Source organism: Bacillus sp. ISL-77, from assembly GCF_018613105.1.
On record NZ_JAGGQY010000027.1, the window covers coordinates 64232 to 78853 of the forward strand.

At 39.8% G+C, this 14622-nt stretch carries 9 protein-coding genes and 2 pseudogenes; all 11 read right to left on the reverse strand.

Features of this window, described 5'->3' with window-relative positions:
- Nucleotides 1–5 precede the first annotated feature (5 nt).
- The 11 genes and pseudogenes from galE to J7E77_RS10905 all read right to left on the reverse strand — a co-directional run bounded on the left by galE (nt 6) and on the right by J7E77_RS10905 (nt 14606).
- Entirely contained in the window at nt 6–995 is a 990-nt protein-coding gene (galE, locus tag J7E77_RS10855; protein WP_214714191.1) for a UDP-glucose 4-epimerase GalE, read from the reverse strand.
- A complete protein-coding gene (locus J7E77_RS10860; protein WP_214714193.1) occupies nt 996–2177 on the reverse strand; it encodes a galactokinase in 1182 nt (393 codons plus the stop codon).
- A gap of 177 nt (nt 2178–2354) precedes the next feature.
- Nucleotides 2355–3458, reverse strand: coding sequence for an OmpL47-type beta-barrel domain-containing protein (locus J7E77_RS31425; RefSeq protein ID WP_214714195.1), 1104 nt, complete (start codon nt 3456–3458; stop codon nt 2355–2357).
- Nucleotides 3459–3521: 63 nt separating this feature from the next.
- Nucleotides 3522–3659, reverse strand: a pseudogene (locus tag J7E77_RS31730) (hypothetical protein); the annotation flags it as partial.
- Between the two features lie 5 nt (nt 3660–3664).
- Nucleotides 3665–4990 (reverse strand): annotated as a pseudogene (locus tag J7E77_RS31435) (arabinogalactan endo-1,4-beta-galactosidase); the annotation flags it as partial.
- 205 nt (nt 4991–5195) lie between these two features.
- A complete protein-coding gene (locus J7E77_RS10880) occupies nt 5196–7259 on the reverse strand; it encodes a beta-galactosidase GanA (RefSeq protein WP_214714297.1) in 2064 nt (687 codons plus the stop codon).
- A gap of 36 nt (nt 7260–7295) precedes the next feature.
- Nucleotides 7296–8135, reverse strand: coding sequence for a galactooligosaccharide ABC transporter permease GanQ (gene ganQ, locus J7E77_RS10885; RefSeq protein WP_251026978.1), 840 nt, complete (start codon nt 8133–8135; stop codon nt 7296–7298).
- A 12-nt stretch (nt 8136–8147) separates the two neighbouring features.
- Nucleotides 8148–9404, reverse strand: a complete 1257-nt coding sequence (gene ganP / locus J7E77_RS10890; protein ID WP_214714197.1) for a galactooligosaccharide ABC transporter permease GanP — start codon at nt 9402–9404, stop codon at nt 8148–8150.
- A gap of 226 nt (nt 9405–9630) precedes the next feature.
- Nucleotides 9631–10911, reverse strand: coding sequence for an arabinogalactan oligomer ABC transporter substrate-binding protein GanS (gene ganS, locus J7E77_RS10895; RefSeq protein WP_214714199.1), 1281 nt, complete (start codon nt 10909–10911; stop codon nt 9631–9633).
- 169 nt (nt 10912–11080) lie between these two features.
- Nucleotides 11081–12073, reverse strand: coding sequence for a galactan degradation operon transcriptional regulator GanR (locus tag J7E77_RS10900; protein WP_214714202.1), 993 nt, complete (start codon nt 12071–12073; stop codon nt 11081–11083).
- 286 nt (nt 12074–12359) lie between these two features.
- Nucleotides 12360–14606, reverse strand: a complete 2247-nt coding sequence (locus J7E77_RS10905; RefSeq protein WP_214714204.1) for an alpha-galactosidase — start codon at nt 14604–14606, stop codon at nt 12360–12362.
- Nucleotides 14607–14622 lie beyond the last annotated feature (16 nt).

Below are 14622 nucleotides of genomic sequence, written 5' to 3' on the forward strand. Positions count from 1 at the left end.
CACCTCTATTTCTGATATCCATTCGGGTGGTGCTGATGCCAGTTCCAGGCATTGCTAATCATTTGATGAATCGATGTTCTCGTTGGATTCCATCCCAATATCTTTTTTGCTTTTTCCGAAGAAGCAATTAATGTACTTGGGTCTCCAGCTCTTCGTTCACCGATTCTTACCGGGATATCAATTCCTGTAACCTCTTTAGCTGTCTCAACAATTTCTTTTACCGAGAATCCTTGACTTGAGCCAAGATTGAAATGATTACTCTCCCCGCCATTTTGTAGATAACGGAGGGCTAATATATGGGCATCAATTAAGTCTTCTACATGAATATAATCACGAACACAAGTACCATCTGCTGTATCATAATCTTCCCCAAATATCGTAACGGCAGGCCTTTTGCCTAATGCTGCTTCTAATACAACAGGGATGAGATGCGTTTCTGGGTTATGGTCCTCGCCAATTTGTCCGTCGCTTCTTGCCGAAGCTACGTTAAAATAGCGAAGAGAAACATAGTGAAGATCAAACGCTTTTTCGCACCAAGCCATCATTTTTTCCATTGCGAGCTTGGTTTCGCCATAGGTATTCGTTGGAATGGTTGCCGCATCCTCTGTAATCGGTACAACTTTCTGCTCTCCATAAACAGCTGCTGTCGAAGAAAAAACGATGTGCTTGACGCTAAATCCCTTCATCATTTCAAGGACAACTTGTGTCCCATAAACGTTGTTATCAAAGTATTTTAACGGTTCAACCATGGATTCCCCAACAAGGGAATTGGCGGCAAAATGCAAGATTGCTTCAATGTCTTCTTTTTCAAAAACAGAGCGCATAAACTCACGACTGCGGATATCCCCTTCATAAAAGCTTGCCTTTGGATGAATTGCATCGCTATGGCCTGTTTGCAAATTATCAATCACAACCACCGGAAACCCCTGATCAATCAACTGATAAACAGCGTGTGAACCGACATAGCCCGCTCCACCTAATACAAGGATACTCATTTAGATCGCCGCCTCCATTTGAATTTCTTTTGCCCCGTCACCAATGCTCGCTGCATAAAATTCTGCCTTGTAGCCAATTTTCTCGAGATAGGCTGACCCAACATTTGCAATAAAGTTTTCAACCTTGTCATTTTCTACAATTGCAATAGCACAGCCGCCGAACCCTGCACCAGTCATCCGCGCCCCTAGAACTCCCGGTTGTTTCCATGCAGCCCCTACTAAACTGTCAAGTTCCACTCCAGTCACTTCATAATCATCTCGTAAGGATACGTGTGATTGGTTAATCAATTGTCCAAATGCCTCTAAATTTCCTGCCTTCAGCTCTTCTAGAGCCTTAATTGTTCGCACGTTTTCATAGACAGCGTGCTTTGCTCGTTTGCGGACCGTTTCATTGGTAATTAGGTATTGATTTTCATCAAACTCCGCTTCAGATAATTGACCTAGAGCCTCAATCGGAAGTTTTTGTTGCAGTTGCGCTAGCGCCTCTTCACATTCTCCTCTTCGCTCATTGTATTTCGAATCAGCTAATTCCCTGCGCTTGTTCGTATGCATGATTAAAATTTTGTAATCATCAAGGTGAATGGGTGCGTATTCATAGCTTAGAGTCTGGCAATCTAGTAAAATTCCAGCATCTTTCTTCCCCATGCCAATTGCAAACTGGTCCATGATGCCGCTGTTCACACCAATAAATTCATTCTCTACCTTCTTGCCAAGCTTGATGAGATCAAGCCTAGGAATTTCTAATTCAAACAGGCCGTTTACTAGCACTCCGGTTAAAAGTTCAATGGAGGCTGACGAAGAAAGTCCTGCGCCATTCGGTATATTGCCTTCAATGGCACAATCAAATCCCGTTGGAATTTCATATCCCGCCTCGATCATGTAACGAATCATCCCTTTCGGATAGTTGGCCCAATTGTGTTCTTTCTCATAATCTAGTTCGTTTAAGTTAAATTCGATGATTCCTTTTTCAGTGAAGTTCGTTGAGTATAGACGAATCACTTGGTCTTCCCGCTTCCTTGCTACAGCGTAGGTACCGTAGGTAATCGCACATGGAAACACATGACCGCCATTATAATCGGTGTGCTCGCCAATTAAATTAATCCTTCCAGGAGCAAAAAAGGCTTTTCTAGGTAAAATATGAAACATATCTAAAAATACTTTATTAAGTGTGGTAACGTTCATTTTAATTCCTCCAGAAATTCTGTTTCTTGTAAGTAAATTATTAATTTCAACTTAATTTTATAACGGTTAGTAAAAATATTCAACTATTTTTACTAAAAGTTTACTTAAAAATATTAAGAAAAGCGCATGAGATTTTCATGCGCTTTCACAGCTCCCTTTCTTTCAACGAGAGAAGCCTTATTTTTTCGAATTATCATGCTTTACAATTATCCGATTGGATTGGATCAAAGAGTTCCCCGCATTATCCCACGCCTCATAGGTTACAGTATAAACCCTGTCACCACTTCCACTTCGCTCTGCTCTTACCAGAAACTCAGTATCAAAGGTTCCAAAGTCTGCTCCCTGGATATCATTGACTGTGTTCCCATCACCTTTTCCATTATCTGGTTGATTACTTTCGATCGATACTAATTCAATCCTGTTAATCCCTGAAAGGGTGTCTTCACCATCAACCGTAGCTTTAATTGGAATGAGGGCATGGTTACGTTCGATTAGAACACTCGAGTTAAACGAAACATTCAATGCCGGAGCCGTTTTATCAATTTTTATTGAAACCGATTTTACCTCCTCAATGTTCCCTACGTGGTCTGTACTTCTATACTGAACCACATTTTTCCCTTCTGCAGTTACATCAAATGGCCCCTGATAGGTTTGCCAATTACCGTCATTAACTTTATATTCTGTTTTTGCTACACCAGATTTATCATCCGTACCATTCAGAGAGACATTTACACTCTGATTATACCAACCATTATGGTCTTGCCCTGATAGGACCGTCGCAGTGTCAGGCGCCTTGGTGTCATAATTATTTACACGGTATAAATAGAAATCATCTAAACTTCCCCATGCACCGCCACCCGCTTTTATTTTTGCACCAATCGTTAGGGTTCCGTCAGTAACAAGAATATTTTTGATTTCAGGATTACTCCAATTTCCCCAGCCATTTACACCGGTATCAACTTTTAATTCTTTACCTCCAGTTTTGGCATAGAGATACATAATGGAGTCTACAGCGTCTCCCCCTTGTAGAAACATGGAAAGATTATAATATCCTGGCTTCAAGCCAGTTATCGTCTGTTCTGCTCTAAAATTGACCCCAGCAGCCGAGTAAAAGTGCAAAGAATACTTGCCTGATTTGGCATCTGAAGCCTTTTGCTGATAATCTGTGTGTGGTGCTGTTCCATTTTCATAAATAATTTTCCACATTGTTCGATCACTATTTTCAAAACTTGGGTTCACTACAAAATTTCCCGGTTTTATTTCAAGATGGGCCTTTACCACCGTGCCACCTTCTAAAGTTCCTTCTATTATAAAGGTGCCCATACCACTGCTAATGGCTTGTTTAAGGGCTGTTTGATCCCATGTAACCGGAGCAGTTCCTTTACTGCCATCATTATAAGTAACGGCTAAGGTTTTGGTAATGAAATATTCTCCCCTGAAATAGCACTTAAAGAAATATCTTTTATTCCGTCGATTTTTAATGGGGCAACGGCTCCAGTATTGACATACTTAAATACATTTAATGAAGGTAATGGTTTACCATTAAAATCAAACAAAGCTTGGTTGTCTACGGCACTTCCGCCATACCACGCACCTGCATCATGAGGATCATATTCGGCAGCGTAGCTAGATGCCCAACCAGAACCATATTTTTCCCAAAGCTGTTTATTTTGCTCTAAATTTCGTGGAGGTCCAACTGGAATCCACGCTGACTCCCAATAAAATACACCAATTCCTGCTTCACCAACATTAGCAACCGCTTGGATCACATCCCTGACAGAATTAGCCTGACCTTGAACGGTAATCGGGTAATCTAACGTTTGACCTGAATCTTTTGGTGCTGTATTTCCGTGTCCATCTCCATCTTCAGCCGTATACGCGTAAGATGTTTCAGCCACCATCACCTTTTTGCCATAAGTATCGGCAACATTCTTAAGAACAGCTGTCAAATTGCTTAACGTACCATGCCAGAATGGATAATAAGAACTGGCAAATACGTCATAGTCTACGTTATTTTTCTTTAAAGTTTCAGCATAGGAAGTATATCTTCCTGTTGATTCAGGGTTAGTAAAATGCACGGCTACTAAGATATTCGGATCTACCGATCTAACTGCTTTACTTCCTTCACTAAATAAAGCACTAATCTTCGTCCAATCCTTTTCTCCAGCAACTCCTCCATTTGTTTCATTCCCAACCTGAACCATACCAATATCAATTCCGGAATCCTTCATGGCTTGCAGGCTTTCTTTTGTATAGGTATATAAAGCCTTCTTCTTATCTTCAAAACTTAAGTTTGCCCATGCCTTTGGTGCCTGCTGTTTAGCTGGATCTGCCCAAAAATCAGAATAATGGAAGTCTACTAAGAGCTTCATTCCGTTAGCAGTCGTCCTTTTTCCAATTTCAATCGCTTTTGCTAAATCGTTATCACCGCCGCCATAGCCATTTCCGTTTGAATCATATGGATTATTCCATACACGGACCCGAATGTAATTGACTCCTGCTTCATGCAAAGTTTTAAAAATATCCTGCACTTCTCCGGCTGTATTATAAAATTTGACTCCGCTATTTTCTAAGGAAATAATACTAGAGACGTCCACACCTTTGATAAAATTAGGATTAAGTCCCTCAACCTTTTTAACAAAGATATCTGCTGGGACCGGCTGTGTACCTTGTGATTTTAAACTAAAGCTATCTAAATAGCCCCACGCATCGGGTGCACCGCTTACAGTTGCGGCGTATCCACTATGAATATTGACCAAAATGGAACTAAACACCACTATCATCGCCAGTAGTATTGCTAAAAGCTTTCGTATTTTCCCCATTCTCTCCTCACCCTTACTATTATATTTGAAAGATATAGTGGAATTTTGTATTTATGTCTAATCTAGTAAGCGGTTCCACTAAATTATATAAAGAAGACACCCATTTTAAAATGGATGTTTTCTAGCTTTTAGCACTGCGCTACCACTTTCATGAGCAGGGTTTTCTCTCCCCTCTCCCTGTTCGTTGCGTAAGGCATTATTTGGTTTTCGCTACGATTCTTACTTCATATTTATCTAGCGTAAGTTCACCAGAGATCTCTTCACCTGTAACCAAATCTGTTACTAATGATTCGAATGCAATAGGTTGCTTCTCTTCCGTAAAATTCATCACAAAAATAAAATCTTTATCTGGGGCTTGTCTGACTTGAACAGATACGCCCTGCCCGTGTTTTACAGAAGCAGCTGGTTCAAGAGATAATTGATTGATTAATTCTTGATAGAAGTCGCGGTGGAATTGATCTTCCAAACGGCCGCCAATATAATAGGTTTGGCCATTTTCGAATTTGTGGCTCGTAACCGCTGGTGTATTCGCATAAAAATCATCCTCGTAGTGACCTTCTGCAGTTGCCGTATTTAGTTCAAGGACAGTAGCATAGTCTTTCAATTCGTATGATTGATTACGAAATTTCACATAGTTTTTATCATTTGGATATAAGGTATCTGTTTCAACAGGCTTCATCCCAAAAATCTCTTGCAGATCCTTGTGCCAGCCGCCCAAATACGTTAAATCATGTTCATTTACAAGTCCACTGATATAGGTCATTACTAGAACGCCGCCATTTGCAACAAATGTCTTTAACCGAGAAATCGTTTCTTCACTTACTAGATACAGCATTGGAACAATCAATAATTTATACGCTGAAAAGTCCTGTTCTTTCGTGATAACATCTACAGGAATATCCTGTTCCCAGAAGGTGCGATAATGCTGCTGCAGTGTTTGCGGATAACGTTTCGTCTCTAATCCAAATCCCTGCGCATCATTAATGGCCCAATTGCTCTCCCAATCATATAGAATGGCCACATCAGACGGACGATTCGTTCCTACAACTTCAGACAGCTGTTCTAATGTTTGGCCAACTCTTGCAACCTCTTGGAATACGCGGTTTTCTGAACTATTATCATGATCAACTACAGCACCGTGGAATTTTTCCGACGATCCACGGGATTTCCGCCATTGAAAGTACAAAATGCTATCAGATCCATGGGCAACCATTTGCATCGATGAAAGCAAGTGCATACCCGGGCGTTTTGCTTTATTCACTTGATGCCAGTTTACTCCACTTGGGGTAGATTCCATCAAAAGATAAGGCTGTTGTTTTAAGCTGCGGTACAGGTCATCAATAAAGCCAACCTTCATCGCTAAATCAGCGGTACTTTCCCAATCATTGTGCCACGCAGGGTACGCATCCCAGCTGATCACATCGAGATGTTTGGCAAACTTGCTATAATCAAGTGATTGAAATGGAATTAACTCATGAGTATCCGCCATAAAATTGGTTGTAATCGGGATATTCGGTGTCAATTCCTTAATAGGCACTATTTCATTTTCAAAGAAAGAAATGGTTTGGTCAGTAACAAATCTTCGCCAATCCAGATTTAAGCCGTGAACCATACTTTCCCCGATTGGAGAAGGCGATTCAATTTGCGACCAATCACTGAAGCTGTGGCTCCAGAAAGGACCCCACCAGGCATCATTTAAGGATTTAAGGTCATGATTGTATTTTTCTTTAAGCCAGTTTCTAAAGGCATCCTGACATAAATCACAGTGACATTCACCGCCATATTCATTTGAAATATGCCACATTAATAATGCAGGATGATTGCCATACCTTTCTGCCAGCAAACGGTTCATCTGCTGTGTTTTATCACGGTATACTTCAGAAGTAAAGCAGTGATTATGTCTTCCACCATGCAGTTGCTTCACCCTCGCCCCATTTACCCGCAATACTTCCGGATATTTTTGAGACATCCAGGCAGGACGAGCCCCACTAGGTGTAGCTAAAATCACGCGACCGCCAATGCTGGAGATATTTTTGAAAATTTCATCCAGCCATTCAAACTGATAAACCCCTTCTTCTGGCTCGAGTGCACTCCAGGCAAAGATTCCTACTGAAAAAGTATTGGTATGGGAAAGCTTCATCAACTTTATATCATCCGCTAAAATATCAGGCCGATCTAGCCATTGATCAGGATTATAGTCTCCTCCGTGCAGCATGAAGTTTGCTTTAGTCGTAAATGTTTTCTCATGTTTTGACATAATAATCTCCTTCTAACATTTTTACAGTCGTTCCTGATATCAACCCTTTGTACCACCAGCCGTTAATCCTGAAACAAAGTGTTTTTGCAGCATTAAGAAGGCGATAGCAATCGGGATACTGATGAGAATCGCTCCTGCAGCAAAGGTTGTATAACTTGCACCCATTACTTCATTAACTAAATTATATAAACCAATAGGTAATGTGTAGGATTCAGGTGTTCTCAAAATGGTGGATGACATAACGAAATCTCCAAGCGGTCCGGTAAATCCATTCATCGCGACTACTGCTAACATTGGTCTCGACAAAGGCATGATAATTTGTAAAAAAATCCTTGTATTGCTTGCCCCATCAATCTTGGCACTTTCATCCAAATCCATTGGGATAGTATCCATATACCCTTTCATCAGATAGGTATTCATCGGAATGGTTCCGCCAATATAAAGGAGAATTAATAACCAATGGCTGTTCATCATGTGAAGCATTTGCGCTAATACAAACAGAGCAATTAACGCCGAAAACTGTGGAATCATTTGTAGTAACAAAAACAAAGTTAACGCATTTTTTCTGCCTTTAAAACGGAAACGCGAAAAGGCATAGGCCGTAAAGGAAACACTAATAACCGAGCCAATCATCGTAAAGATACTGATCTTAAGCGAATTTAAATACCAATGTACATATTGCAGACTCTCTTTCCCTGCAAATAATTCTTTATAATGATCCAATGTTGGATTTTTTGGAATGATCGAGTTACTAACTAAACTGTTACCCGGATTAAAGCTTGCCCCAACAGTCCAAAGTAAAGGGTATATGATAATAACCGCCATTATAATTAAAATGGAATGCGAAGTAAGGAGACGAATGAATTTATTTCCCTTCATACCAGTCATGATTTAAGCCTCCTCCTTAAACGAATTTGTCCGTCTGAATTGCCATAATGCAATTGCAATGACAAAAATAGATAAAAGAATTGTTAACGCAGCGGCAAGAGAATATTGACTGGACTGCATCGTTAATTTGTAAATCCAAGATACTAATATATCGGTTCCTCCTGCATTTGAGCCAGGAACAGCAGGCCCACCGCCGTTGAATAGATAAATAATATTAAAATTATTAAAGTTAAAGGTATACTGCGTAATGATAATCGGAGCCATTGCGAGTAAAATCATTGGCATGGTAATATGTCTAAATTTTGCAAAAACAGATGCCCCATCAATGGTCGCAGCCTCGTAAAGGTCTTCAGGAATAGACTGAAGGACACCTGTTGTTACTATGAAAATATAAGGGAATCCAAGCCATCCCTGCATAAGAATAAGGGCTAATTTTGACCATGTTTCATCCGTCATCCATGGAATCGGGTCAATTCCAATCGCAGCTAATATGGTATTATTGATCGCACCAAAGCTATCGTTAAACAAACCGGCAAAGATTAGAATGGTGACAAACCCCGGAACTGCCCATGGTAATACTAAAACCGTGCGATAAAAGCGTTTAAATTTAAGGTCTTTTTGATTTACTAAAACAGCTAGAAAGACACCTAAACCAACCTGAACCGATGAAGCGACAAGCGTCCAGATTACCGTCCAGCCTAAAACATCAAAAAAGGTTGAGCGCCAAATATCCACTGTGAATATTTGCTTGAAAGTGTCTAATCCAACCCAATCAGCTAAATGAGCTGGTGGCGAATGGTATAAATCATAATTTGTAAAAGCTAAAGCGAAACTGAAAAGGATTGGAAAAATGACCGCAAAGATCAAAATAAATAACGACGGGCCACTAATTACATATGGATAACCTTGAGCAATTAAGTTTTGATAATCTTCCCTAAGAGAACTTGGACTCGAATTCTCATCACGTAATTCCCCATTTTTATAGGCGTCCCGGAAATTAGCATAATAAAATGCTAGTCCAAAACATGTAACAATAAGAGCAATAATACCTTCAGCTAATAGAAAAATGGAGTTATCCCTAGGTACCTCTGTACCTAGTGTAATAAGCCCCCAAAAACCCATATTTAACAGATCTTTAAACACTGATATGAACGATACACCCAGAAAGAGGAACAAAAGACCTTTTACCCATTGCTTATTGTACAATTGACCAAGTCCTGGAATTACAGATAGTACTACGGCTGTTTTACGATGCTGCACATTTTTCACCTCTTTATTTTTAGAAAGCGTAAGCGCCTTGTTCATCCCCGGCAGGCATAAGACAAGCGCTGACAGAAGGCGCTTTTTGCCTTCCGAAGCGATTGGCTTATGACCCGAGGGGCTAGGTGCTGAAGCTAGACTGTAAACGAAGTTGGAAATTTCATTTCTTTTAAAAACAAATGGTGTCAAACATCATTAGGCGTTTGACACCATCATACATACCTAATTAATTACCGTGTTTTGCTTTAATTTGTCCTTTGATGGTTTTAGCTGCTTGATCTAATGCTGCTTTTGGTTCTGCCTTACCAGTTGCAATTGTTTGCAGGGCTGCATCAGTAGGTGTCCAAACTTCATTCATCTCAGGGATATTAGGTGTTAATTCTGAGAATTGAGATTGCTGAGCCACAGCTTGAGCTGCCTCACTCTCTGTCACAACAGGGTCATTAGCTAATGCCTTTACAGCAGGAACTTCTTTTGTGATTTCATATCGTGTCTTCGAGTTATCTTCGTTTGCTAAGAATTCAACTAGTTCTTGAGCAAGTTCAGCATTCTTAGAATAAGCACTTACGTTATAGCTCTTTACACCAACAAACGCACTCATATTTTTACCATTAGCTAGTGCTGGGAGTTTAGCGACACCATAATTAATACCAGCTTTTGTAAATGGTTCAAGATTCCACGGACCAGAAATAATTGCCGCCGCTTTTCCTGAAGTAAATAATGATTCTAATACGTTAATACCTTGTGCGCCGATGATACCGGCCGGGAATAATTTCTCTTTATAAAACTTCTGGATTGTTTTTGCCCCTTCAACTGCACCTTCATTGTTGATGCCTAGATCAGTTGGGTCAAAATTACCTTGAGCATCTTTATTGAAGATGTATCCGCCATTACCGCTCATTACACTTTGAGCATAATAAATTTGGTCAAATAGTGCTAAGAATCCATAATTTCCGCCTTTAGTTACTTTCTTATCGTACTCATACCATTCTTCAAGCGTTTTTGGCAGATCTTTTTCTGAAATTAGGTCTTTATTATAATAGAGCATCGTTGTTTCTACTGCTTTTGGCAGACCGTAAACCTTACCATTTACTTTTTGAGCTTGCATGGCAACGTCTGTAAAAGTTGATTGAACATCGTCATCAACGCTTAAATCTTTAATCAATCCTTCTGTTACAGCTGTACCTATTTGGTCACCAGGCATTGTTAGCACATCGGGACCCGTTCCAGCTGGACCATCCAATCGTAAACCTTCAATTTGTTTAGCATACGGTTTTTCAACTATTTTGATTTTCACACTATGATCTTTTTCAAACTGTGCAATCGCATCTTTAATACCAGCAGATTTCTGTTGATCTTCCCAAACTAGTAATGTTTTATTCTTTGATTCTTTATTTGCATCGGTGCTTACGCCTGTTTTCCCACTTTCTTGTGGTCCACATGCAACTAATGAAAAACTTAAAGCCAGTGTACTCATAACGCCCAAATATTTTTTATACTTTTTCATGGATATACATCCCTTCAAATAAATTCAATTTATTTTGAAAACGTTTTACTAAAATTAATATAGCACCACCTAGAAAAACTGTAAACAATTTTTTACTAAAAATAAGTAAATATTTTTACGAAAATAAACCAAATAAAAAAATGCTTAGTTTCCTAAGCACCATTCATCATTAGTTTGTACTCTTCCTGACCACTAATTCCGATCCTATGAATAATGTTTTTACAGTTTTCCGTTTATCTAGAACTTGTTCAAGTAAGAGTTCTATCGCATTTTTACATATTTCCTTCATGTCAATATGAAAGGTGGATAGCGGTGGCGATACATATTTTGCCACACTAATGTTGTTAATACTGATAACACTTACCCGATTCGGTATCGAGATTCCCTTTTCATTCAAGGCTTGAAGGCAGCCAACAGCAATCGGGTCTGCTGCTATATAGAAAGCAGTAGGTAATTGATCACCTAATTTTTCAACCGCATTCGTCATTAGATAGTAACCACTCTCAACAGAGAATCCTCTTCTAGAAAAAACGTATTCATCCTTTAATAATCCTTTTTCAATCATATAGGAACGAAATGTCTGTTCACGTATATCCATTTCATCCTCATCCGTATTGGGATTATGATACGTCCCCCCAATAAAACCAATCTCGCTATGGCCCTTTTCAATGAGAAAATCGACAGTTTTTCTTGTGATTTGCGCTAAATCCGGTCTAACTGAATCATAATGATTCGGATCAGGTGTTGTATCAATAAAAACACCATTCGGCGTAATACTTCTAAGATGCTCTAATTCTTTGTTAGAAAACATTCCAACCGCAATGAACCCTTCTATATTATCAGGGATATTATGAATCCCATCAGTAATTTTATACGTCGTTAGTTCTACATTAAACTTTTTGGATAGCTTTTCTATTTCTAATCTCATCGATTTAAAATAAACATCCTCTAATTCCTCAATATCAGTTAGCCAGTATAAAAACGCAATATTTTTCACTAAAAGCCGGACTGTTTTCTTCCGGTAATTTAACTTCTCTGCAACCTCATAAATTCTTTCTCGCGTCTCATCAGGAACAGAAAGACTTTGATCATTGTTTAAAACTCGAGAAACCGTTGATATAGAAAAACCTGCTTCTTCAGCGATATCTTTAATTGTTGCCATTCCGCCACCTCCAACATTAACCCTTAACTCACACTAATTATTATTAAGGAAAACTTTTTACTTATATTTTACCTCTTTTTACTTATATTTTACCTCTTTTTACTTATATGTCAAGTTGATAAAATATCTAGTCGTTTCTTTACTAACACACTTTATCAATATAATTAAATTTTGAGGGATATTTAGTTGTTAATAAAAAAAGGTATACTACCTTCCAATTAGGAGAGGTACTATACCTTTTTCTCTAGTGGACTTCTTCAATGACAAATCGTTTCCTGTCCTGCTTTTATTCCATTACCTTTCCTTCGGTCTTTTGCAAATAAAAAACCTGGGACTGGAAGTCGCCGCCACGCTCGGCACTCCCTCCATTGACACCGTTAAACTCCGTTGGAAGCGGCAGTCCCACGTTCATGAGCTCATCGCCATAATACGTTTGCTCTCTTCCAGCCACTTTATACATCTTCGATTCAGCTAGTCCACTGAGACGAAGCGTTTGCTGCTTTTTAGGATTCGGCGTAGCCAAAACCTTATACCAGCCAATCAAGGCTTCCGATTGGTCCTTACTCACGACCATCCAAGCCGTTTCATTATTCGAAAAAGGACTCAACAAGCGATAAAATTGACCATCGCGAATTAATCCTCGATGCTTTTTATAAAAAGCAACCTGCTCTTTAATTTCTGCACGCTCTTCTTCGGTCAATTTCACTGGATCTAATTCATAGCCAAAGGTTCCAAAGTAAGCAGTATTTGCCCTTGTTGCTAACGGTGTCGTCCGCAATGTTTGGTGATTCGGAACAGCCGACACATGAGATCCCATGCTGTAAACTGGATAGGCGAAGGAGGTACCGTATTGGATTTTTAGCCTCTCAATCGCATCCGTATCATCACTTGTCCATGCTTGCGGTGCATAATACATCATCCCTGGGTCGAATCTTCCCCCGCCGCCTGCACAAGATTCAAACAACACATGCGGGAATTCACGTGTTAACCGTTCATAGAGATCATAGACTCCTAAAATATAGCGATGGAAGAACTCGCCTTGCTGATGAACGGCTAGTTTTTGTGAGAATGCTTCGGTAATGTTCCGATTCATATCCCATTTAATATAAGCAAGGTTTGTTTTTTTAATAATATCGGACATTTTTTCATAAAGATAATCAACAATTTCTGGTCTTGAAAAGTCAAGAACGAGCTGATTGCGTCCCAATGTATAGTGCTGACCTGGAACACCAACGGCCCAATCTGGGTGTTCGCTAAATAATTCACTGTTCGGACTGATCATCTCCGGCTCAAACCATAGCCCAAATTTCATTCCAGTTGCAGATATTTTCTGGGCTAAGCTTTCTAAGCCACCCGGAAGTTTATCTAAGTCCACATGCCAATCTCCAAGAGAGGAGGTATCATCATTCCGTTTTCCAAACCAACCATCATCAAGGACCAGCAGTTCGATTCCTAATTCACTTGCTGATTTCGCAATATTGACGAGTTTCTCCTCATTAAAATCAAAGTAGGTTGCTTCCCAGTTATTAATCAAAATCGGACGGACGGCCTTCTTCCATTGCGATTGAACCAGGTGCTCGCGATAAAGACTATGAAAGGCCTGGCTCATCCCATTTAAGCCTTGGTCGGAATACACCATCACCACTTCTGGGGTTTGAAATGCAGCTTGCGGCTTTAAATTCCACTTGAAGCCAAACGGATGAATCCCAACCATGAGCCTTGCTGTGTCGTAATGATCCACTTCTATTTGCATCAAAAAGTTACTGCTATATATAAAATTAAAGCCATATACCTCACCTGTACGTTCCGTCGCCTCCGGACGCTTTAGTGCCAAGAATGGATTATGGTGGTGAGAGCTGGCACCACGCAGACTGGAAATAGACTGAATGCCTGTTTCCAGTATTCTCTCTTTTACATGCCGCTCCCGTGACCATGCACCCGCTAAATGGGTAAATAAAAAATCTTTATCCGGAAGGTCGAGCGATGCTGCCATTAATCGATCAATAACCAATTCCTCTTGACTTTCATTTTTCAAGGAAGCACTTCTCGTTATGACAGGCATATCACGGAATATTGTATAATTTAACGTCAATTCTGCTTGGAGGAATTCATCCTTTAAGATAATTTGAAGTGTACTAGCGTCCTGATTGTCTTCTGTATAGGTTGCCGGCAGACCTTCAAGACGAGGCTTTCCGTCTACCAGTTGATACGAATCATATTTGAAATTAGGAACATGATTAGCCGTCGTTTTACTCACACTGATTGCCGGTTCGCGAAAATCAGAATTTCCGTAGGCAGGGTATTCTTGACGGAGCGTTTCCAAACCAAAAGCAGGATCATCTGCATACACGTGTGTAGTAGCCCCTGTTGGCACATCATACGTCTGCAAGTGAGAAAAATCTTCTCTATGGCGCAATGCCTTTCCATAATAAAGATGGCCTAATTGTCCATTTTTCATCACGTGAAAAATATAACTAACTTGGCCATTTGTTAAATGAAACTGTCTGTCCTCTTGATTAACATGAATTAGCATAACTTTCTCCTTCACA